Source organism: Compostimonas suwonensis (genome assembly GCF_002797855.1).
GTDB lineage: Bacteria > Actinomycetota > Actinomycetes > Actinomycetales > Microbacteriaceae > Compostimonas > Compostimonas suwonensis.
This window is the reverse complement of record NZ_PGFB01000002.1, coordinates 751,765-771,004: the sequence shown is the minus strand read 5'-3', so window position 1 is coordinate 771,004 and position 19,240 is coordinate 751,765. Positions and strand designations below refer to the sequence as shown.

Genomic DNA, 19,240 nt, shown 5'->3' with positions numbered 1-19,240 from the left:
GCAGTGTCACCAGGTGGAGTCGCCCCGGATGACGACATCGCTGCCGCCGTCGATGAAGACGATCTGCCCGCAGAGGTGCCCGTTCGACTCGCCGACCAGCCAGGCGAGCAGGTCTGCCACGGCCTCGGGTCCGAAGATCCCGCCCAGGGGCATCGGCACCTGCGTGAGGAGGGCCGCTCGGTCTGCTTCGGACGCGGTGAGTCCCGCCGTCATCGGGGTCGTGACGACGCCCGGCGCGACACCGTTGAGGGGGATGCCGGCGCCGGCCCAGTCGGCGGATGCCGCGGTGCGGCGCAGCCAGCGCGCGAGAGCCCGCTTGCTCGTGCCGTACAGCAGCCCGGACTGCTCCGGGGTTCCCGCCGCGAGTTCCTCCGCGCGCTCCATCGCTGTCGCGCGGGTTCCGTCGAGCAGCGCGTCGAGGAGTGTGTCGTCGGGCGGGAACAGCGAGGCCATCGAGGTGACGAGCGCGGCACGCGGCGCCGCGGAGGTCAGCAGCAGCGGGCGCAGCGACTCGAGCGTGGCGATGGTGCCGTAATAGTTGATCTCGACGGTCTTCGCAACGGGCTGCGCGAGGCCGGCGATCGCCAGCACCCCGTCGACCGTTCCTCCGCTCAGCCGTGCCGCCTCGCTCGCGAGGAACTCGACGCCCTCGTCGGACGACAGGTCCACCTCGATGTCGGCGTCTCGGAGGTCGACCGAGATGACCTTCTCCCCGCGTGCCTCGAGCAACTGACTGGTCGCCCGCCCGATTCCGCTTGCGGCGCCGGTGACGACAAAGGTGCGTGTCATGATGTCTCTCCTCGTTCGAAGCTGCGGCGCGATGCCGCACTTCCGAGGCTATGGGCGGGGGCGGCGGGCGAATAGGGACTTTGGGCCCGACGCGGGCGAGCCGTCGACCCGGTGCCCGGTATGCGTTATGAGCGGAGCCGCCCTGAATATCCTCGTCAAAAGCCTTTTATGAGCCGAATGCCGAGCCCTGTCGGCCTCCCCGCGGCGAGGATCGAGGGCCCGAACGAGAGAGTATTCCGCGCTGGTGCGGCCCTGCTGAACATGTGACCGAACCCGAAATATGGCGGTGATTTCATGGTGTTATACTCACGACTCGTTAGAGGAAAGAGGTCCGACGACCAACGACATGGTTGGGCGCTCCGGTGGCATCGCCGGACTCATGTGATCGAGAAGGCAATCGAGAAGTCAGGAGAACCACAGCGATGAAGATCAGACAATGGAGCACCGCACTGGTCATTGCGGGTGTGCTCGCGATGACAGGCTGTGCCCTCAACGAGGACGGCAGCACAAACGAGGCTACGAACGGTGATACGACCCTGCGAATCGGCACGACGACCGATGTGACGAACTTCAACCCGTTTCAAACGCTCAGCAAGACCGACAACTGGGTTCTGAACGCGATGTACCCGCATCTCCAGCGCATCGATGAGAATGCGCAGAAGGTGCCGGAGCTCGCCGACTCCTACGAGTACACCGATGACGGTATGACGGCCGTGTTCACACTCCGCGACGACTTCGTCTGGTCCGACGGCGAGCCCGTCACCTCGGAGGACGTCAAGTTCTCTGCCGAGTCGATCATGCAATACCACATGAGCAACGTCGCAGCGAAGCTCCAGTGGGTGACATCGATCGAGACGCCGGACCCGACGACCGTCGAGTTCCACCTCAGCCAGCCCTACGCGACCTTCGCCGAAGGCATCTCGTTCTGGATGCCCGTCGCCCCCGAGCACATCTTCGCGGATGCCGGCGACCTCACGAAGTTCACGAACGATCAGGAGCCCGGTGGATGGGTCGGGGCGGGCGCCTATGTTCTCGACTCCTATACCAAGGGTCAGCGCTACGTCATGAAGGCCAACCCGGACTATCCGTACGCTCCGGATGGGGGCGCGGCTGTGAAGACGATCGAGTGGGTCGTCTATCCGGATGTGAACACCATGACGCTCGCGCTGCGCAACGGCGAGATCGACCTCATGGCGCCGCCCGTCACAGCATCCGCGGCCGAATCGCTCGAAGGCGACGACAACATCGGCCTCGAGCAGGTGGGCTCCCTCGGCTACGCCGACATCACCTACAACGTTCAGAAAGGCGCGCTGGGGGACGTGGCTGTTCGCGAGGCGATCTCGAAGACGGTCGACACCGACTCGATCATCGCGACCATTCTCCAAGGGCTTGGTGAGCCGATCGTCGGCCCCGTCTCGCCGATTTTCCCGGACTACTACGACACAGGTCTCGAGCCCTATGGCTTCGACCCGGGTGCTGCGAAGACGATGCTCCAGGATGCCGGCTACGCCGATGCGGACGGCGACGGAATGTTCGACGACCTCTCGTTCTCGATGATCTGCGATGGGAGCAACCCCAACATGACCCGCGTCGCAGAGGTCGTGCACGGCGACGCCGCGAAGGCCGGCATCGACATCACCATCGGCTGCGCGGAACGCAACACGTTCCTCGCTCAGCAGAAGGGCGGCGAGTACGACATCATCCTCTCCGAGCACGCCGTCTACGACAACCCGATGGACCAGCTGCGCAGCGTCTACCTGTCGAGCAACCCCGGCGGAATCAACTACAACCATGTCGAGGACCCGCAGCTCGACGCTCTCATCAACGACGCAGCAGGCACGGTCGACGAGAGCGCGCGCATCCCGAAGGTGAAGGCGATCGCCGACTACGTATACGACCAGGCCCTGCTGCAGCCGCTCTACGTGCAGGACTTCAACTTCGCCTACCGGTCTGACCGGTTCACGGGGTTCGTCCCTTCGCCGAGTGACCTGCTCGGCATGGTGACGGGGTACTCGCTCTCGCACGTCGAGCCGGTCTCCTAGGGCAACGGGGAGGGTAGGAGAAGAAGGTGTTCGCATATTTGGCGAAAAAACTGGGGCGAGCGGTCCTCACACTGTGGATCGCGGTCAGCATCACATTCCTGTTGCTGCGCCTGCTTCCCTCGGATCCCACCCTCCTCGTCGTCGAGGGCGACATGACACCGGAGATGCAGGAAGGCCTGCGTGAGCAGTACGGACTCGACAAGCCTCTCGGCGTGCAGTACCTGCTCTATCTCGGTCAGCTGCTCACCGGTAACCTCGGCACATCGTTCCGTCAGCTCATGCCGGTGGGGGACATCCTGCTCGATCGGCTGCCGTGGACCCTGCTGCTCGCCGGTTCTGCGTTCGTGCTGACGATCCTCATCGGCATTCCGCTCGGTGTCTACGCCGCTGTCGGCCGCGGTCGCTTCATCGACAAGGCCGTGCAGTTCCTCGGTGTCACGAGCAACGCCGTGTTCATCCCCGGACTCGCGATGCTGCTGCTCGTGATCGGCGGCTCGGTTCTCGGCTGGTTCCCGATCGGAGGCGCGATCGATCCGGATACGAGAGGTCTCGCCGCCTATCTCAGCCTCTTCCAGCATCTCGCATTGCCGCTCTTCACGCTCGTGCTCGTGCAGATCGGACCCTACGCGCTCACCCTCCGCACCAACATGATCGAGGTGCTCGGAGAGGACTATGTCAAGAGCGCCAGGTCTCGCGGCTTCAGCGAGCGCCGCACGGTGTGGCGCCACGCGCTGCGGAATGCGATCCTCCCGGCCCTCACCCTCATGGGCCTCCAACTCGGCGCCCTCATCGGCGGCGCCGTGCTCACGGAGACCGTTTTCGCCTATCCGGGGGTCGGGCGGCTCATCTTCGATGCCGTCCAGCAGCTCGACTATCCGCTGCTCCAGGGCGCATTCGTGATGCTCGCGGTGACGGTCATCCTCGCGAATCTGCTCACGGACACCGTATCCATGCTGCTCAACCCGAGGATCCGCTCATGACCAATCCCTTCCTGCCGGCCGAGGAGCCGTCCGTCTCGACCGCCACTGTGCTGGCCGTCGACGGGCGGCGGCGTGGCGGCTTCTTCGCCAAGCCGTCGGGCTACCTCTCGGTCGCCATGCTCGTCGTCTTCCTGCTCGTCGGCGTCTTCGGGCCGCTGCTCGTCGCGAAGCCGGAGGGGCTCGGCACTGATCTGCTTCAGCCGCCGAACGCCGCGCACTGGTTCGGCACCGACGATCTCGGGCAGGACATCTTCGCCCAGGTGGTCTGGGGTACCAGGATCAGCGTCACGGTCGGTCTGATGGCCTCGCTCATCGCGATCGTCATCGGCTCCGGCATCGGTCTGCTCGGAGCCTACGTGCGCAAGGCGGACCCGATCGTCACGACCGTCATCGACGTGATGCTCTCGCTGCCGCTGCTGCCGCTCATGATCCTCGTCACGGCGCTCGCCGGGCCGAGCGTGACAACCCTCGTCGTCGTCATCGGGGTCCTGTCGTGGGCGGAGGTGGCTCGGCTCATCCGTTCCAACGGCCAGGTCGTCGCCGGGATGCCCTATATCGACGGCTCCCGTGTGCTCGGCGCCGGCCCCATCCGCATCATACTCACGGAGCTGCTGCCCGCCGTCGTCCCTCTCATCGTGGTGAGCGTGCTCCTCACCGCGGCGAGGGCCGTGATCTCGGAGGCGGGCCTCAGCTTCCTCGGGATGGGGGATCCGACATCGTGGTCGTGGGGGCGCATCCTGCTGAACGCGCAGCGCTCCGGCGTCATCGCCACCGCATGGTGGCAGACGCTCTTCCCGTGCCTGGCGATCTTTCTCCTGGTTCTCGCCGCGACCATCGCCGGCATCCGCTACAACGACTCCCGCGACCCGCGTACGAAAGGAAACTGAGGCGATGAATGGAACGTCAGAACGACGCAGCCGTCGCTACACGGAGATCATCAACGGCGCCCGGCTCGAGATCGAGATCCTCGGTGATGACGATGCTCAGCCGATCATCGTTCACCACGGTGCCCCCGGTATAGCGTCGCGAGCCGAGCCGGTGGCCTCGTTCGGCCCGTTCTCCGACGAGTACCGGATCGTCGCCTTCGATGCCCGCGGCTCCGGCCGGTCGGACGACATCGGCCCCTACAGCCATGCGCAGTGGGTGTCCGACATCGAGGCGATCCGAACGCGCTTCGACCTCGGCAGGATTGTGATGGCCGGCGGCTCGTACGGCGGATTCCTCGCCCTGGAGTACACCCTCGCGCACGGCGAGCACGTGCGTGCGCTCGTGCTGCGCGACACCGCCGCGGACAACAGCCACACCGGCCTCGCCGTCGAGCGCGCCAGGGTGGCCGACGGGGTCGAACTCGACGAGTGGACCGTCTCCCGCATCGGCACCGGGAACTTCGCCGACAACGCCGAGTTCGAGCGCTATTGGCGATCGGTGCTCCCTCTCTACGATCACCGTCACGACCCTGCGGCGGTCGAGCGAAAGGCGGCCTCGGCCCTCTATCACTATGCCACGCACAACCAGGCCTTCGGCGTGAACATGCCGGCGTACGATCTGAAGGACCGCCTGCCGGAGATCGTGCAGCCGACGCTCGTGACCGTCGGTCGCCATGACTGGCGCACCCCCGTCGAGGCCTCCGAGACGATCGCCTCATTGATCCCCGGTGCTGAGCTCGTGATCTTCGAGGAGTCGGGTCACTCGCCGCAACTCGAAGAGCCGGAGCGTTTCCAGCGCGTCGTGCGCGACTTCCTGGCGGGGGCACTCATATGACCGACAGCGCCGCCGTGTTCCGCGCGCCGCGCGCCGCGAACGGCGATGAGGCGGCTCTGGCGGTGCGCGGTCTCAGCGTGGAGTTCGTCACGCGCGACGGGATCGTGAAGGCCGTGCAGGATGTCGACCTCACCGTTCCCGTCGGCAAGACCCTCGCCGTGCTCGGCGAATCCGGTTCCGGCAAGTCGGTGACGGCTCAGACGATCATGGGACTGCTCGACAGCCCGCCCGGACGCATCACGGCCGGCGAGGTGTGGTTCGAGGGCGTGGATCTGCTCTCGGCGTCGCCGGAGGTGCGCCGCGAGGTGAGCGGCGAGGGGCTCGCGATGGTCTTCCAGGACTCGCTCTCGGCCCTGAACCCCGTGTACACCGTTGGAGGACAGCTCGCCGAGCTCCTGCGCGTGCGGCGCGGGCTCTCGCGCCGGGCTGCCTGGGACCGTGCCGTGGAGCTCATGGCGAAGGTGCGCATCCCCGCCCCGGAGCGCCGCGCCCACGACTATCCGCATCAGTTCTCCGGCGGCATGCGCCAGCGGATCATGATCGCGCTCGCGATCGCCCTCGAGCCGCGTGTTCTCATCGCCGATGAGGCGACGACCGCCCTCGACGTGACGGTGCAGGCGCAGATCATGGAACTGCTCACCGAGCTCCAGCGTGAGAACGGTATGTCGCTCGTGCTCATCACCCACGACCTCGGCGTGGCCGCGGAGGTCGCCGACGACGTCGTCGTCATGTACGCCGGCCGTGTCGTCGAGTACGGAAGCGTACGTGAGCTGTTCGCGCGCCCGGCTCATCCCTACACACGCGGACTGCTCCGCTCGGTTCCCCGCGTCGACAGGCAGGAGGCGACTCTGTGGGCCATTCCCGGCTCGCCGCCGAACCCGCTGAATCTCGGCGTCGGCTGCGCCTTCCGCACCCGGTGCGACGTGGCCATCGAGCTCTGCGCCGTGGAACGACCCGGGCTGCTCGCCCTTGAGAGCGCCGGAACCGGCAGCGCGCGGGTGAGCGCCTGCCATCGACGTGAGGAGGTTCTCCATGCCGGAGCCTGAGCCGATGTCCATCGCCGTCGAGAGCGGCACGAGGAGCGTGGGAGACGACGAGATCGTGCTCTCGGTCGACGACGTCGTCAAGCACTTCCCGGTGCACGGGCGCGCCGGCCGCGGCGGAGCGGTCGTGCGCGCACTCGACGGTGTGAGTTTCGAGCTGCGCAAGGGGGAGACCCTCGGCATCGTCGGCGAGTCGGGGTGCGGCAAGTCCACTCTCGCCAGAACGATCGTCGGCCTGGAGCGGCCCACCTCCGGAGCCGTTCGCTTCCGAGGCCGCGATCTGCATGCGGCGGGTGGCAAGGAGTGGTCCGAGCTGCGCAGTCGAGTGCAGATCGTGCTGCAGGATCCGATGGCGTCCCTGAACCCGCGGCGCACGCTCAAGCAGACCCTCCTGCAGCCGTTCCAGATACATTCCGGCGTGGTGCCGCGGGCCAAGCGCCTCGAGCGCGTGAAGGAGCTCGTCGAGCTCGTCGGGCTGAATCCGGACCATCTCGAACGATACCCGTTCCAGTTCTCCGGCGGGCAGCGGCAGCGCATCGGCATCGCCCGTGCGCTCGCGCTGGAGCCCGAGGTGATCGTGTGCGACGAGCCCGTGTCGGCGCTCGACGTCTCGATCCAGGCGCAGGTGGTGAACCTCCTTCAGCGCCTGCAGCGAGAGCTCGGACTCGCCTACGTTTTCATCGCTCACGACCTCTCGGTCGTCCGGCACATCTCCGACCGCATCGGCGTGATGTATCTCGGTCGCGTCGCCGAGCTCGGCGATCGCGCGGATGTCTATGCGCGTCCGGAACACCCGTACACGAGCGCGCTCCTGTCGGCGGTGCCGATCCCCGACCCGGAACTGCGTGGCACCGGCTCACGGCGCCTGCTCGCGGGCGATCCGCCGAGCCCGGTGAACCCGCCGTCCGGCTGTCGTTTCCGCACCCGCTGCTGGAAGGCGCAGGACGTCTGCGCCTCGGAGGAGCCGCAGCTCGAGCGGAAGGACGGCGAAGGCCCCCAGCTCGTCGCCTGCCACTTTCCGCTCAGCGCTTGAGAACCACGGCGAGAGATGGCGCCGTTCCACCATCACAAGAAAGAAAGAAGATCATGCAGCCTGCAGCCCCGAACTACACCGGATACGCCGCTTACGACTACCTCGAACCCGGACGGGACTACGAGGAGTTCGCCCTCGCCAAGCAGCTCGGCCGAGTGCCCGCGTATCGTCTCGAGCTCACGGCTGAGGAACAGGAGAGGGTGACGCGCATCTTCGCCGATGAGGTGGTGTTCTCCCTCCACGAGCACGCGATCGTGCTCCCCGAGAACGGCGATGAGATCCGGCCGTACAACCGCACGGGCCGTCAGCGCACCGCATACGAGGGCATGGCCCGCTCGGGGCTCACGGCCTTCATCGACAACTTCATGGCCGGGGCATCGTGTGTGACGAGCCAGAACGGCTGGAAGTGGGACGACATGATCTATGCCCTCGGCTATCGTCTCGCCGATCTCGCCAAGCAGGACCACATCGTGCTCGCGACATCGGTCGCCGACATCCACGCAGCGCGCACCCGGGGCCAGCTCGCCCTCATCGCGGGCTTCGAGTGCGCCACGATGATCGAGAACGAGCTCGATCGCATCGACATCCTCTACGGCTTCGGCCTTCGGCAGATGGGCATCGCCTATTCGCAGACGAACATGCTGGGCTCGGGGCTCTCGGAGGAGGGTGACGGGGGACTCACGATGTTCGGCAAGCGGGCTGTGCATCGGATGAACCAGCTCGGCATCCTCATCGACATCTCGCACTCCGGCGACAAGACCTCCCTCGACACGATCGCGCACTCCGAGGTGCCCGTTATGATCACGCACGCCGGTGCCCGTTCGGTGTGGCCGATCGCGCGTATGAAGCCCGACGAGGTCATCACGGCCTGCGCCGAGCGCGGCGGGCTCATCGGCCTCGAGGCCGCCCCCAACACGACGATCTCCGCGGCGCACCCGAAGCACACGCTCGACTCGGTCATGGATCATTTCAGCTACTGCGTGGACCTCGTCGGGATCGATCATGTCGCCTTCGGCCCCGACACGATGTTCGGCGACCACATGGCAGTGCACCGCGCCTACGCCAACAACTACGCCAAGAACCAGGACCACCACCCCGATCACGAACCGATCGAGTACGTCGACGGCCTCGAGAACCCCGGCGAGAATTTCACGAACATAACGGGCTGGCTTGTCAAGCACGGATATAGTGACGAAGACATCGCGAAGGTGCTCGGAGGGAACATCATGCGCGTTCTGGATCAGGTCTGGTAGGGACGTACAGGTGGTAAAACGCGATACGGTCGTGCTGAGCGCCGTGACGAAACTGCGCGAACTGATTGAACACGATCACAGCATCGGGGAGCAGCTGCCGAACGAGGTGCAACTCGCCGAACGGCTCGATGTGAGCCGGGGGAGTGTGCGGGAAGCCCTCGGGATACTCTCCTCGCAGGGGATCGTGCACCGGAAATGGGGCATCGGCACCTTCGTCAGCTCACCGGCAACCCTCAACATGTCGGTCATCCAGTCCTATCGCGAACGGGTGCAGACGACGGGTCGCGTGGTCGAGCTGAGTTCGGCCTCGTGCGAGCCCACGAAGGCGCCCGACGTCGCCGCGACGGCGCTCGGGATCGAGGCGGGTTCGGAGGTCTGGAAGGTGCGGCGTCTGTTCATCGTGGACCGAACGCCGTCGGCGCTGCACACGGAGTACCTGCCGATGGTGCTTCGCGGGCGGCCGATCGACCCGCACCCCATGCTCTCGATCGACGTCGACCTCTTCGAGCTTCTCAACCGGCACGAGCACAACGTCGTCGCCCACACGGTGACCGACGTCGAGTCGGTTCTCGTCCCCGGCGAGGAGGCCGAGGTTCTCGGTCTGTCGCCGGGATCGCCGGTGCTGCACGCCGAACAGGTGACCTCCGCGCACGACGGGGAGCCGCTCGCATTCGGCATCTCGCTGCAACGCACGGACGTCGTGCGGATGCGGATCACCCGGTGACGGTTTCGGCAGGGCCGGAGTCGGCGGTACGCCTGGCTTTCGATGCCGCTCCCGCCCTCGGCGGGGAGCTCATCGCATTGCGCCGAGCCCTCCATGCGGGGCCCGAGCTCGGTCTCGAGCTGCCCGCGACCCAGGCGCGGGTGCTCGACGCGATCGCCGGGCTCGGTCTCGAGGTCTCTCTCGGACGACGCACGAGCTCGATCGTCGCAGTGCTCCGCGGTGGTGGGGCCGACGACGGCCATCGACCGTCCGTGCTGCTCCGCGCTGATATGGACGCCCTGCCGATCGTGGAGCGCACGGGCCTGCCGTTCGCCTCGACGAACGGTGCCATGCACGCGTGCGGGCACGATCTGCACACGGCGGGTCTCGTCGGCGCTGCGCGGTTGCTCGCAGCCGCGCGCGCCGAGCTCGACGGCGATGTCATCTTTATGTTCCAGCCCGGCGAGGAGGGGCACGACGGCGCCGCAGTCATGCTCGAGGAGGGCGTGCTCGAAGCGGCCGGCGAGCCTCCCGTCGCGGCATACGGCCTGCACGTGACATCCGAGCTGCCGTCCGGGCTGTTCACGAACCGGCCCGGGGCGTACATGGCGGCGATCAGCGAACTGGGCGTGATCGTGCACGGCAAGGGCGGGCACAGCTCCCGCCCACATCAGGCGCTCGATCCCGTGCAGGTCGCGGCGGAGATCGTCACGGCGCTGCAGAGCTATGTGACCCGGCGGTTCGACGTGTTCGATCCTGTTGTGCTCACGGTCGGTCGATTCCAGGCCGGGTCCGCGCCGAACGTGATCCCGGCCGAGGCCGAGTTCACGGCGGTGATCCGCTCCTTCAGCGATGTCGTCGGCGTGCAGCTCGCCCACGGGTTGCCGCGGCTCGTGCGCGGTATCGCGGAAGCACACGGTCTGAGCGCCGACGTCGTCTTCTCGCCCAGGCTGCCCGTGACCGTGAACGACGCCGCCGAGGCCGGATTCTGGGCACGGACCGCCGCCGGTCTCTTCGGATCCGATCGCTACGAGTCGATGGCTCAGCCGAGGATGTCGTCGGAGGACTTCTCCCGGGTGCTCCAACGGGTGCCGGGCTCCTACGGGCACCTCGGTGCAGGCATGCCGGACCTCGCCCCGGGGGAGCGGGCGCCCCTCCACTCGGCCGAGGCCCGCTTCGACGACGGCGTGCTCGCCGATCACGCGCTCTTCCTTGCGAGCCTCGCAGCCGATCGTCTCGCCGAGAGCGCCCGCTCGTGGCGGAGACTGGAGTCATGACAACGACACTCATCACCGGGGCGAACAAGGGCCTCGGCAAGGAAACCGCCCGCCGGCTCATCGCCGCCGGGCACACCGTCTATCTCGGCGCCCGCGACGAGGAGCGCGGCCGCGCCGCCGCCGGCGAGCTCGGCGCCCGGTTCGTTCAACTCGACGTGACCGACGACGCGTCCGTCGCCGCTGCCGCCGCGCGGATCGATGCCGAGGGCGGCCTCGACGTGCTCGTCAACAATGCCGGTGTGGAGGGGCGTCTGCCCGACAACGGCATCGTCACACCGGCCGACACGACGGCCGACGTCGTGCGCGAGATCTTCGACACCAACGTCGTCGGGGTGGTGCGGGTCATCCACGCCTTTCTTCCGCTGCTGCAGCAGTCGGCCGCGCCCGTGATCGTGAACCTCTCGAGCGGGCTCGGCTCGCTGACGGATCTCAGCGACCCCGACAGCTCCACTCACTTCTATCCCGGTGTCGCGTATCCGACGTCGAAGGCCGCGGTGAACGCCCTCACGATCCAGTTCGCCAAGGCGTTCCCCGGTATCCGCGTCAACGCCGTCGACCCGGGTTACACCAACACCGACCTCAACGGCGGCACGGGCATCCAGACGGTCGAGCAGGGCGCCGAGATCATCGTGCGGATGGCGCAGACACCACCCGACGGGCCGACCGGGGCCTTCGTCTCGGAGCGCGGGCCGGTCGCCTGGTAGCTCGAGACACCAGCGAGATCCGGACGCCCTCTCCCCGCTCGGCTGAGACGCGATCGTCATACGACATAATCGTCGGGTGACCGACACGACGTCTGCCGATGGGCGCCCGTACTTTCGTTTCAGCCCCAACGCGTATGAGCTCGGCATCTTCGAGCGGGTGGCCGGAAAGTGCGACGTCTGCGGGGTGCAGCGAGAGCTGAAGTACGCTTCGTCGTTCTACTCGCGGGAGGACCCCGCGTACATCTGCGCATGGTGCGTCGCGGACGGCTCTGCTGCGCGTGTGTTCGACGGCGAGTTCTCCGACTACCTCGGCATCGAGGGGGTCTCTCACGACGAGGGCGAGCCCTCCACCGTCGATGCAGCCGACGCGGAGGAGGTGGCGACACGCACGCCGTCGTATCCGTCGTGGCAGCAGGAGGAGTGGCGGGCGCACTGCGGCCGGCCGTGTGCGTTCCTCGGCTTCATCGGAGCGGACGAGCTGTCGCAGTATCTCGGCGAGCCCGACTTCGCCGACGATGTCGATGGCGGGCTGGGGTGGTCGCCGGAGCTTCTGCGCACCGCTCTCAGCCGCGAGGGAGACCTTGCGGGTTACCTGTTCCAGTGCGTCGAATGCGGAGCGCACCGCCTGCACGTCGACGCGAGCTGACCTCCCGGGAGACGGACCGCCTCCTCCGCGCCTTCGATCGGGCTGCGCGCTGTCACTCCATCGATCGCCGAGATGGATGTCGCAGACGATTTGCGAACATGTGTGACGAATAGGGCGCGCCTTCCGTCGTAACAAGTGACGCCCGGATGGTCCGGGCGGCTTGAGCATACGGAGACCATCATGGCCAACCCCACCAGTTCCAACCCCACCACTTCCACTCCCGCGACCGCCGGTGTCGGCTCAACGCCACACACGCTCGGGAAGACCGTCATCAACGACAGCGTCGTGGCGAAGGTCGCGGGGATCGCAGCCCGCGAGGCCTCCGGCGTGTACGCCCTCGGCGGTGGAGCGGCACGGGCGTTCGGCGCGATTCGCGAAGCCGTCGCCGGAACCGACCAGGCGCAGGGCATCAGCGTCGAGGTCGGCGAGACCCAGGTCGCCGTCGACGTCACCATCGTCGCCGAGTACCCCGCGCCGCTGCAGGACGTCGCCGACGGGGTGCGCTCCGGCGTGATCCGTGCGATCGAGTCCATCGTCGGGCTCGAGGTCACCGAGGTGAACGTGACCGTCAACGACGTGCACCTGCCCTCCGACGACAAGAACGACGACACCGAGGCGCGGGTCCAGTGACCTCCTCGGCCACCCGAACGGGAATCCTCATCGGGGCGGTGCTCGCCTTGACATGGATCGTCATCGGGTTCTGGGCGTTCTTCTTCGTGGCGATCGCGATGATCGTCGGGGCCGTCATCGGCCGGATCATCGACGGCAAGCTGAACGTCGCCGGCCTGGTCGACGCGTTCCGCGGGAAGCGTTCGTCGTCATGACGGTGACAGCCATGCCGGCATCCGCGGTCCGTACGCCGTCGGGCGAGGGGGCGAGAGGCCGTACCCGCGTGGCGTCCAAGGCGCTGAACCGGGTCGTGACCGCGGTGACGGCCGAGGCCCTCGGGGTCGACGTGCGGCATGTCGCCGTCGAACTGGCCGATCATGCGGGCGCCCTCGCCCTCACGGTGTCGACGCCCATCCGGGTCGTGTCCTTGGGGTTGGTGACGTCCGACCCCTCGGCGGTGCGGCGTGCGGGAGGTTCGGTTCTGGATCGAACCGCTCAGGCGCAACGGGTCATCCGCGAGAGGGTGACCACGCTGACCGGATCGGCGATCGAGCGGGTCACCGTGCGGATCAGCGACGTGGACATCCAACCGGAGGCACGAGTCACATGAGCGCCCACCCCATCTACGCACGCGTCACCCGCCGTGAGACCCGCTCGCCGCGATCCGTGCTCGCCATCACCCTGGCCGTGATCCTGATCGTCGTCTTCGTCTGGGTCGGCACGGAGATCGTGCTCGCCCTCCTCGGGCAGCCGGCTCTGCTGGCCGCTCCGGCCGACATGTTCGCCTCGGCCCTGGGAGTCGGCGACCTGCCGGGCGGGATCGTCGCGACCGCCGGGATCGTCGTAGCGGCCCTCGGACTGGTCCTGACGATCGCGGCGCTCACGCAGGGCCGCCGCGCCCGGCACGTGCTGGGCACTGAGCGTGCCGCGACCGTGGTCGACAACGAGGTCATCGCCTCCGCGCTGGCCCGTCACGCATCGTCTGCGGGCAACGTCGACCCCGACAACACGACGGTGTCGGTGTCCCACCGGCGCGCGGTCGTGTATCTCACCCCGACATCGGGGATTCCCGTGAACCGGGACGCCGTCTCCGAGGCCGTGACGCAGCAACTCGCCTCATACGGCCTCCACCCGACGGTGCGAGCGCGGGTGCGGATCTCGGAGAAGGCGAAGGTGGGCGCATGAACAGCACCAATCGCGTCGCCAACCGGCTCCTGATCGTCGTCTGCGGGCTCCTGCTCCTGATCGTCGGCGCGGCCGCTGCGGCTGTTGCGCTCGTCCCCATGATCCGAGACGGGTGGGACGACATCCGAGGTCCGGTGCGCGAACAAGTGGCGGCCTGGCTGCAGCAGACACCGCTGGGCGACACCGGGATCAGCTGGATCATGCCCGCCGTCCTCGGGCTGCTCGCCATCGGAGTGATCGTGCTGATCGTGTTCATCGCACGCCAGGGGCGTGGCCACACGCGCATCGCGATCAGCGAGCCCACGGGCGAGCACGGGAGCACGGTCGTCGATGCGGCCGTCGCCGAGCATGCCGTCCAGGACTCCCTGACCGCGCATCCCGAGTTCGTCTCCTCGCACGTGTCCACCTACCGAGTGCGTCACACGGTCGTGCTCAAGGTCTCCGTGACCTGCCGGCGTGGTGTGTCGCCGAAGGATGCCGCGGCCCTCGTCGAGAGCACCCTGAGCGCCCTCGACGAACTCCTCGGGCGTGAGCTGCCGGCACTGATCCAGATCAGCGGCGGATTCCGGTCCCGGGCGACCCGGGCGACCCGGCTTCAGTAGGGATGCCGTCCCGGTTCGTGCCCGTCCCGTGAGTTTGTGACGTTCGCCCTGTGCGACACGTCTTGGGGAGGGGCTGTTTATCGACAGTCCGGTGAGCACGATCAACGAGAGACGCAAGGAAGGTACAGCGAATGCGGAAGAACCTGGTGATCATCGCGGTCGTGGCGGCGGCGGCATATCTGATCGGCGTCGAGTCGGCGAAGTCCCGAGGAAAGGACTACGAAGACCTCCGCCACCAGCTCGAGCGGCTCTGGACCAGCCCGGAGGCGCGGAAGTCGCGCAAGCGGCTGGCGAAGTCCGTGCGCAAATCGGTCAAGGACAGGCGCCAGCAGCTTCGCAGGCTCGCCAACTGATCGAACCGATAGACGTGGGCTCCCGTACGGGGAGTCCCAGAGAGAAAAGGAAGAACGGATATGAGTGCAGAGGACAAGATCAAGGCGGCGACGGACAAGGTCGTCGGCAAGGCCAAGGAGGCCGCGGGACACGTCGCCAACAACGACAAGCTCGTCGCCGAGGGCAAGGCCGACCAGACCAAGGGCAACATCCGGGACGCCGCAGAGAACGTGAAGGACGCGTTCACGAAATAGACCCGTGCTGCGGGGCGAAGCGCTTTCGCCCCGCAGCCCCACCGCTCAACGTTTTCGAAAGGACACCCTGATGGGATTCTTCAGTTTTCTGCTTCTCGGCTTGATCGCCGGTGCGATCGCCAAGCTCATCATCCCTGGCAAACAGGCCGGCGGATGGTTCCTCACACTCCTTCTCGGAGTGATCGGCGCCTTCCTCGGGGGGTGGCTCGGCGGGCTCATCTTCAACGTCAACCTGGAGTCGTTCTTCTCCCTCTCCACCTGGCTGCTCGCGATCGGCGGCTCGCTGATCGTGTTGCTGATCTACGGTCTCATCGTCGGTCGGCGTGCAAAAGCGTGATGGATTCTACAAATTGTTCGACAGAGCGTCGACGATCCAGACAAACTGCGGGCAGGGCCGCGACAGTGACGCCGTGGCCAACCCCTCATCGGCGAGGGCGTGGCAGGTGAAGGGGGGTCCACCGTGGACCGTGGCCATTTCAGCAGTCTTCTCGAGCAGGCAGACGATCGCATCGTCGCCGGACGTGCCGCAGACGGGGATGTCGCCGCCTTCGCCGTTCTCGTCCGCCGGTACACGCCCATGATGCGTGCCTACACCCGGCGGATGATGAACGCGAACGCCGACGTCGACGACATCGTGCAGGAGGCGTTCGTGACCGCATGGCAGCGTCTGCCCGACCTCGACGACCCGAGCAGGGTGAAGTCCTGGCTGATGAGGATCGTCGGCCACAAAGCCATCGACCGCATCCGCGGCATCCGCCCGCAGATCGATATCGATCAGCTCGAGCAGGCGGCCCCCGCGCACGTCTCCCCGCCTCGGGTGGCCGAGGCGCGAGCGGGGATCGCCGCACTCAGCGACGCCCTCCAGGAGATTCCAGCGCCGCAGCGCGAATGCTGGGTGCTGCGCGAGATCGGCGGAATGAGCTACGACGAGATCGCCGAGGAGCTCGGCATCCCCGTATCCACGGTGCGCGGGCTGCTGGCACGGGCCCGGCGGCATATGCTCGTACGGATGGAGGACTGGCGATGACTCGCGAACACGACGGTCCAGACCGCCTGGGTTTCGAACCGGAGGATCTCGACGGTCACACCATCGAGCAGCTGACTGACTATCTCGATGCGGGACGCACCCCGGTCGATCCGTCGATCGAGCAGTCCGCGGGCTGCCAGCTCGCCCTCGACGCCCTCGAACGTCTTCACCGGCTCACCCCCGAGCTGGTCGCGGCGGACACCGCAGCAGAGCCCGAGGCGAACGAGGACTGGGTGCAGAGGATCCTGGGAGGGATCGTCCTCGACGCCCGCGCCGGCCGGCGCATCCCGTTCACCGCACCCGACCATGCCGAGCTGGGCATCACCGAGGGAGCAGTGCGGGGCCTGATCCGCGCAACGGAGAGCACGATGCCCGGACTGCTGATCGGACGCAGCCGCCTCGATGGCGACGTCACGACGCCCGGTGCCCCCATCCGCGTCGAGGTCGACGTCAGCGTGGCCTATGGAAGACCCTTGGCGATTCTCGCCGCCGAGCTGCGCACGGAGATCGGACGACGCCTGGCCTCCCATACGGAGCTGAACATCGCCGCGATCGACATCGTCATCCAGGACGTCCATCCTGCGTTGGCACGGGAAGGAGGACCGGCGTGATGAGCACCGAAGTCGTCACCGCGCTGACGGAGGAGCTGGAGACGGTCGTCCGTGCAGCACCCGGAGTCGTCGCGTTGTACCCGGCCGAATCCGCGGTCGTCACCGTGCTGAAGGCGGGGGCGTACGCACTGGGCCTCGGCGACGGCGCCTCTCCGATCGTCGTGGACGAGCGCGACGGCGGCGTGCACGTCGCGATCTCGATAGGAGTTCGCACGACGGCTGCCGCAGCAGACACGGCCCGTGCCGCAGCCGATGCGGTCTCCCTGCATCTGGCCGCACACGGCATGCCGGATTCAGACATTCATCTCACCGTGGTCCATATCGACGAGACCGCGCACATCGACGAGACCGCGCTCACGACCGAAGGGAACCCCGCATGACCGCACAACAACGTATCGCCATCGTCTGGAACCCGTCCAAGACGACCAAGGAGGAACTCGAAGCCGCTCTGCACGAACTGGAGCCGAGCGAGGGTGCCCTCGACCCCGAGTGGTACGAGACCAGCACGGAGGATGCCGGTCAGGGGCCCGCTGCTGCGGCCGCCGACGCCGGTGCGTCCCTGATCGTCGCCGCGGGCGGCGACGGAACCGTCCGTGCCGTGGCCGAGTATCTCGCGGAGTCGGGTTCCGGCGCCGAGCTGGGGATCGTGCCGCTCGGCACGGGCAATCTTCTCGCCAGAAACCTGGGTGTGCCCATCGGCGACGTGCCGGCTGCGTTCACCCGCGCGTTGACCTCCGCCGCGAAGCCGTTCGACGTCGGCTGGGCCGACATCGACCTCGTCGGCGGCACGGAGAGGCACGCGTTCGTCGTGATGGCCGGGTTCGGCATCGACGCCCACATGATCACCGAGACCGACGACGAGCTCAAGGCGAAAGCCGGATGGCTGGCCTATGTCGAGTCCCTCGGGCGCGCCGTCGCCGCGAGCGACGTCATCGATCTGCGCCTCGGCCTCGACGGCGGCGCAGCCGAGGACATCAGCGCGCACACCCTCATCGTCGGCAACTGCGGCACCATCCAGGGCGGGATCACCCTCCTCCCCGATGCGGATCCCGCCGACGGCGAACTCGACCTGCTCATCCTGAACGCCGACGGCATCGCCGGATGGGCCGACACGGCCCGGAACATGATCTGGGACAACGGGATCAAGCGCCTGATCACCGGCGGTGACACGGCGGAGAGCAGCGAGAGCAGCACACACCGCCGAGCCGCGACCGTGGAGATCGAGCTGAGCGAGCCGCGTATGGTCGAGATCGACGGCGAGGACATCGGCGAAGGCACACGCGTCAGCATCACCACGCAAGCGGGAGCCGTGCGGATCCGTTCGTGACGCGGATCCTGACTAGTTCACGAGCTTCGACGGCCACAGCGGGCTGGTCGTGAAGTGATTGTCGAATCGTTCGGACGTGATGAGGATGTCGCGGGGGCTCGCCTGCCCGTTCTGGATGCGCTCGACCATCCGGAAGTACTCGAAGCGCTCGATCCCGGGTGTGAAGACGATCAGCACCTCCACCCTGTCGCCGGCCAGCACGCGGAGGGCGCCCGAGATCATAAAGAACAGCTCCGCCGACGTCGAGTGGTAATGCGGCGGCGGCCCGTCCTGCCCGGGCCCGAGTGCGGTGCGGTTGGCGCTCAGGTGACCGCCGGTCTGTTCGAAGTCGGCCAAGAGCGCGGTCGAGCTCGGGGCGCTGCCGACGACCTCGACGGTCGCGGCACGCACGAGCACCGATTCCAGCTGCGGCGATGGCGTGAGGGGCATAACGAGCTCCGTTCCAATTGATTCGTCGTCTAATAGTTCGACATCAAATTATCAGTTATCGAATAACATGACAATATGACGGAGGACGGCATTCTCGAGGATCGTGACGCGCTCGACGCGATCCTGGACCAGTGGCGCCATGAGCGCCCCGATCTCGATCTGGAGTCGATGGCGGTCCTGGCGAGGATCACCCAGCTGGCCGCCCTCGTGAACGCGTCCGTCGAGCGGCTCCTGTCGCAGCATGGCCTGCAGGGCGGAGAGTTCGACGTGCTCACAGCGCTGCGCCGATCGGGCGATCCCTTCACCCTCACGCCGTCGGAGCTGTCGCGGATGGTCATGATGTCCCGCGCGGGCATGACCAATCGCCTGGACAAGCTCGAGGCATCCGGTCTCGTGCAGCGCACGCTCGACCCGATCGACCGGCGCAGCTTCCGCGTCGCGCTCACTGCTCGGGGGCGCGAGGTCATCGATCGTGTACTCCCTGCGCACGCTGCGAATCTGAGTCGCCTCATGGCCGATCTCGGCGATGAGGCCCGGAACGCGCTGGACGGCCACCTCCGTGTCCTGCTGCGTTCCGCCTCCGCCTCCGCCGACGCGGCGAGCAGACGACTCCACTGACCCGGAATCGCCGC

26 protein-coding genes are annotated in these 19,240 nt (G+C 67.2%); 24 read left to right on the top strand and 2 right to left on the bottom strand.

Annotated features, from left to right (window positions below; translation table 11 throughout):
* Positions 1-6: 6 nt before the first annotated feature.
* Positions 7-789 (bottom strand): SDR family oxidoreductase, encoded by a 783-nt coding sequence (locus tag CLV54_RS07415; protein ID WP_100344279.1) that lies wholly within the window; start codon positions 787-789, stop codon positions 7-9.
* Between the two features lie 422 nt (positions 790-1,211).
* On the opposite strand from CLV54_RS07415, the gene CLV54_RS07410 reads away from it, so the two are divergent.
* From CLV54_RS07410 to CLV54_RS07300, 23 genes are all read left to right on the top strand, one after another.
* The gene (locus tag CLV54_RS07410) at positions 1,212-2,831 is read left to right on the top strand and encodes an ABC transporter substrate-binding protein (RefSeq protein WP_100344278.1); all 1,620 of its coding nucleotides are present in this window, start codon (positions 1,212-1,214) and stop codon (positions 2,829-2,831) included.
* Positions 2,832-2,857: 26 nt separating this feature from the next.
* A complete protein-coding gene (locus CLV54_RS07405) occupies positions 2,858-3,811 on the top strand; it encodes an ABC transporter permease (protein ID WP_100344277.1) in 954 nt (317 codons plus the stop codon).
* Positions 3,808-4,698 (top strand): ABC transporter permease, encoded by an 891-nt coding sequence (locus tag CLV54_RS07400; protein ID WP_100344276.1) that lies wholly within the window; start codon positions 3,808-3,810, stop codon positions 4,696-4,698. Before CLV54_RS07405 ends, CLV54_RS07400 begins: the two co-directional genes overlap by 4 nt.
* Before the next feature lie 4 nt (positions 4,699-4,702).
* Positions 4,703-5,572, top strand: a complete 870-nt coding sequence (locus CLV54_RS07395) for an alpha/beta fold hydrolase (RefSeq protein WP_100344275.1) — start codon at positions 4,703-4,705, stop codon at positions 5,570-5,572.
* Positions 5,569-6,618, top strand: a complete 1,050-nt coding sequence (locus CLV54_RS07390) for an ABC transporter ATP-binding protein (protein ID WP_100344274.1) — start codon at positions 5,569-5,571, stop codon at positions 6,616-6,618. The genes CLV54_RS07395 and CLV54_RS07390 overlap by 4 nt, the downstream gene beginning before the upstream one ends.
* Positions 6,605-7,648: an ABC transporter ATP-binding protein gene (locus CLV54_RS07385; protein WP_425430262.1), complete on the top strand. Its 1,044-nt coding sequence runs from the start codon at positions 6,605-6,607 to the stop codon at positions 7,646-7,648. Before CLV54_RS07390 ends, CLV54_RS07385 begins: the two co-directional genes overlap by 14 nt.
* Positions 7,649-7,701: 53 nt before the next feature.
* Complete coding sequence (locus tag CLV54_RS07380) at positions 7,702-8,901, top strand: dipeptidase (RefSeq protein ID WP_100344272.1); 1,200 nt, start codon at positions 7,702-7,704, stop codon at positions 8,899-8,901.
* Between the two features lie 10 nt (positions 8,902-8,911).
* Positions 8,912-9,625, top strand: a complete 714-nt coding sequence (locus CLV54_RS07375; protein ID WP_170061962.1) for a GntR family transcriptional regulator — start codon at positions 8,912-8,914, stop codon at positions 9,623-9,625.
* The gene (locus tag CLV54_RS07370) at positions 9,622-10,881 is read left to right on the top strand and encodes a M20 metallopeptidase family protein (protein WP_245861463.1); all 1,260 of its coding nucleotides are present in this window, start codon (positions 9,622-9,624) and stop codon (positions 10,879-10,881) included. The genes CLV54_RS07375 and CLV54_RS07370 overlap by 4 nt, the downstream gene beginning before the upstream one ends.
* On the top strand, positions 10,878-11,585 hold the full coding sequence (locus CLV54_RS07365) for an SDR family oxidoreductase (protein WP_100344270.1): 708 nt from the start codon (positions 10,878-10,880) through the stop codon (positions 11,583-11,585). Before CLV54_RS07370 ends, CLV54_RS07365 begins: the two co-directional genes overlap by 4 nt.
* A 76-nt stretch (positions 11,586-11,661) precedes the next feature.
* Positions 11,662-12,231 (top strand): CbrC family protein, encoded by a 570-nt coding sequence (locus CLV54_RS07360; protein WP_100344269.1) that lies wholly within the window; start codon positions 11,662-11,664, stop codon positions 12,229-12,231.
* A gap of 180 nt (positions 12,232-12,411) precedes the next feature.
* Positions 12,412-12,861: an Asp23/Gls24 family envelope stress response protein gene (locus CLV54_RS07355; RefSeq protein ID WP_100344268.1), complete on the top strand. Its 450-nt coding sequence runs from the start codon at positions 12,412-12,414 to the stop codon at positions 12,859-12,861.
* Complete coding sequence (locus CLV54_RS07350) at positions 12,858-13,055, top strand: DUF2273 domain-containing protein (RefSeq protein ID WP_100344267.1); 198 nt, start codon at positions 12,858-12,860, stop codon at positions 13,053-13,055. Before CLV54_RS07355 ends, CLV54_RS07350 begins: the two co-directional genes overlap by 4 nt.
* Entirely contained in the window at positions 13,052-13,450 is a 399-nt protein-coding gene (locus tag CLV54_RS07345; RefSeq protein ID WP_245861462.1) for a hypothetical protein, read from the top strand. Before CLV54_RS07350 ends, CLV54_RS07345 begins: the two co-directional genes overlap by 4 nt.
* Complete coding sequence (locus CLV54_RS07340; RefSeq protein WP_100344266.1) at positions 13,447-14,025, top strand: Asp23/Gls24 family envelope stress response protein; 579 nt, start codon at positions 13,447-13,449, stop codon at positions 14,023-14,025. Before CLV54_RS07345 ends, CLV54_RS07340 begins: the two co-directional genes overlap by 4 nt.
* The gene (locus tag CLV54_RS07335) at positions 14,022-14,627 is read left to right on the top strand and encodes a hypothetical protein (RefSeq protein ID WP_100344265.1); all 606 of its coding nucleotides are present in this window, start codon (positions 14,022-14,024) and stop codon (positions 14,625-14,627) included. Before CLV54_RS07340 ends, CLV54_RS07335 begins: the two co-directional genes overlap by 4 nt.
* 131 nt (positions 14,628-14,758) lie before the next feature.
* Complete coding sequence (locus CLV54_RS07330; protein ID WP_100344264.1) at positions 14,759-14,980, top strand: hypothetical protein; 222 nt, start codon at positions 14,759-14,761, stop codon at positions 14,978-14,980.
* Between the two features lie 60 nt (positions 14,981-15,040).
* Complete coding sequence (locus CLV54_RS07325) at positions 15,041-15,214, top strand: CsbD family protein (protein WP_100344263.1); 174 nt, start codon at positions 15,041-15,043, stop codon at positions 15,212-15,214.
* Positions 15,215-15,284: 70 nt separating this feature from the next.
* On the top strand, positions 15,285-15,551 hold the full coding sequence (locus CLV54_RS07320) for a GlsB/YeaQ/YmgE family stress response membrane protein (RefSeq protein WP_100344262.1): 267 nt from the start codon (positions 15,285-15,287) through the stop codon (positions 15,549-15,551).
* A gap of 123 nt (positions 15,552-15,674) precedes the next feature.
* Positions 15,675-16,241 carry an RNA polymerase sigma factor gene (locus tag CLV54_RS07315; protein WP_100344261.1) on the top strand — a complete coding sequence of 189 codons (567 nt, stop codon included), beginning with the start codon at positions 15,675-15,677 and terminating at the stop codon, positions 16,239-16,241.
* On the top strand, positions 16,238-16,852 hold the full coding sequence (locus CLV54_RS07310) for an Asp23/Gls24 family envelope stress response protein (protein ID WP_100344260.1): 615 nt from the start codon (positions 16,238-16,240) through the stop codon (positions 16,850-16,852). The genes CLV54_RS07315 and CLV54_RS07310 overlap by 4 nt, the downstream gene beginning before the upstream one ends.
* On the top strand, positions 16,849-17,232 hold the full coding sequence (locus CLV54_RS07305; RefSeq protein ID WP_157802866.1) for a hypothetical protein: 384 nt from the start codon (positions 16,849-16,851) through the stop codon (positions 17,230-17,232). The genes CLV54_RS07310 and CLV54_RS07305 overlap by 4 nt, the downstream gene beginning before the upstream one ends.
* A complete protein-coding gene (locus CLV54_RS07300) occupies positions 17,229-18,179 on the top strand; it encodes a diacylglycerol/lipid kinase family protein (protein WP_100344258.1) in 951 nt (316 codons plus the stop codon). Before CLV54_RS07305 ends, CLV54_RS07300 begins: the two co-directional genes overlap by 4 nt.
* A gap of 12 nt (positions 18,180-18,191) precedes the next feature.
* Here CLV54_RS07300 and CLV54_RS07295 read toward each other — a convergent pair whose 3' ends face one another.
* Positions 18,192-18,608 carry a cupin domain-containing protein gene (locus tag CLV54_RS07295; RefSeq protein WP_100344257.1) on the bottom strand — a complete coding sequence of 139 codons (417 nt, stop codon included), beginning with the start codon at positions 18,606-18,608 and terminating at the stop codon, positions 18,192-18,194.
* Between the two features lie 75 nt (positions 18,609-18,683).
* On the opposite strand from CLV54_RS07295, the gene CLV54_RS07290 reads away from it, so the two are divergent.
* Positions 18,684-19,226 (top strand): MarR family winged helix-turn-helix transcriptional regulator, encoded by a 543-nt coding sequence (locus CLV54_RS07290; RefSeq protein WP_100344256.1) that lies wholly within the window; start codon positions 18,684-18,686, stop codon positions 19,224-19,226.
* Positions 19,227-19,240: the final 14 nt, after the last annotated feature.

Excerpts from the sequence above, each read along its gene's own strand:
- CLV54_RS07415 (WP_100344279.1), bottom strand. The coding sequence starts at position 789 with ATGACACGCACCTTTGTCGTCACCGGCGCCGCAAGCGGAATCGGGCGG.
- CLV54_RS07410 (WP_100344278.1), top strand. The coding sequence starts at position 1,212 with ATGAAGATCAGACAATGGAGCACCGCACTGGTCATTGCGGGTGTGCTC.
- CLV54_RS07400 (WP_100344276.1), top strand. The coding sequence starts at position 3,808 with ATGACCAATCCCTTCCTGCCGGCCGAGGAGCCGTCCGTCTCGACCGCC.
- CLV54_RS07395 (WP_100344275.1), top strand. The coding sequence starts at position 4,703 with ATGAATGGAACGTCAGAACGACGCAGCCGTCGCTACACGGAGATCATC.
- CLV54_RS07390 (WP_100344274.1), top strand. The coding sequence starts at position 5,569 with ATGACCGACAGCGCCGCCGTGTTCCGCGCGCCGCGCGCCGCGAACGGC.
- CLV54_RS07385 (WP_425430262.1), top strand. The coding sequence starts at position 6,605 with ATGCCGGAGCCTGAGCCGATGTCCATCGCCGTCGAGAGCGGCACGAGG.
- CLV54_RS07380 (WP_100344272.1), top strand. The coding sequence starts at position 7,702 with ATGCAGCCTGCAGCCCCGAACTACACCGGATACGCCGCTTACGACTAC.
- CLV54_RS07365 (WP_100344270.1), top strand. The coding sequence starts at position 10,878 with ATGACAACGACACTCATCACCGGGGCGAACAAGGGCCTCGGCAAGGAA.
- CLV54_RS07355 (WP_100344268.1), top strand. The coding sequence starts at position 12,412 with ATGGCCAACCCCACCAGTTCCAACCCCACCACTTCCACTCCCGCGACC.
- CLV54_RS07345 (WP_245861462.1), top strand. The coding sequence starts at position 13,052 with ATGACGGTGACAGCCATGCCGGCATCCGCGGTCCGTACGCCGTCGGGC.
- CLV54_RS07340 (WP_100344266.1), top strand. The coding sequence starts at position 13,447 with ATGAGCGCCCACCCCATCTACGCACGCGTCACCCGCCGTGAGACCCGC.
- CLV54_RS07335 (WP_100344265.1), top strand. The coding sequence starts at position 14,022 with ATGAACAGCACCAATCGCGTCGCCAACCGGCTCCTGATCGTCGTCTGC.
- CLV54_RS07330 (WP_100344264.1), top strand. The coding sequence starts at position 14,759 with ATGCGGAAGAACCTGGTGATCATCGCGGTCGTGGCGGCGGCGGCATAT.
- CLV54_RS07325 (WP_100344263.1), top strand. The coding sequence starts at position 15,041 with ATGAGTGCAGAGGACAAGATCAAGGCGGCGACGGACAAGGTCGTCGGC.
- CLV54_RS07320 (WP_100344262.1), top strand. The coding sequence starts at position 15,285 with ATGGGATTCTTCAGTTTTCTGCTTCTCGGCTTGATCGCCGGTGCGATC.
- CLV54_RS07310 (WP_100344260.1), top strand. The coding sequence starts at position 16,238 with ATGACTCGCGAACACGACGGTCCAGACCGCCTGGGTTTCGAACCGGAG.
- CLV54_RS07300 (WP_100344258.1), top strand. The coding sequence starts at position 17,229 with ATGACCGCACAACAACGTATCGCCATCGTCTGGAACCCGTCCAAGACG.
- CLV54_RS07295 (WP_100344257.1), bottom strand. The coding sequence starts at position 18,608 with ATGCCCCTCACGCCATCGCCGCAGCTGGAATCGGTGCTCGTGCGTGCC.
- CLV54_RS07290 (WP_100344256.1), top strand. The coding sequence starts at position 18,684 with ATGACGGAGGACGGCATTCTCGAGGATCGTGACGCGCTCGACGCGATC.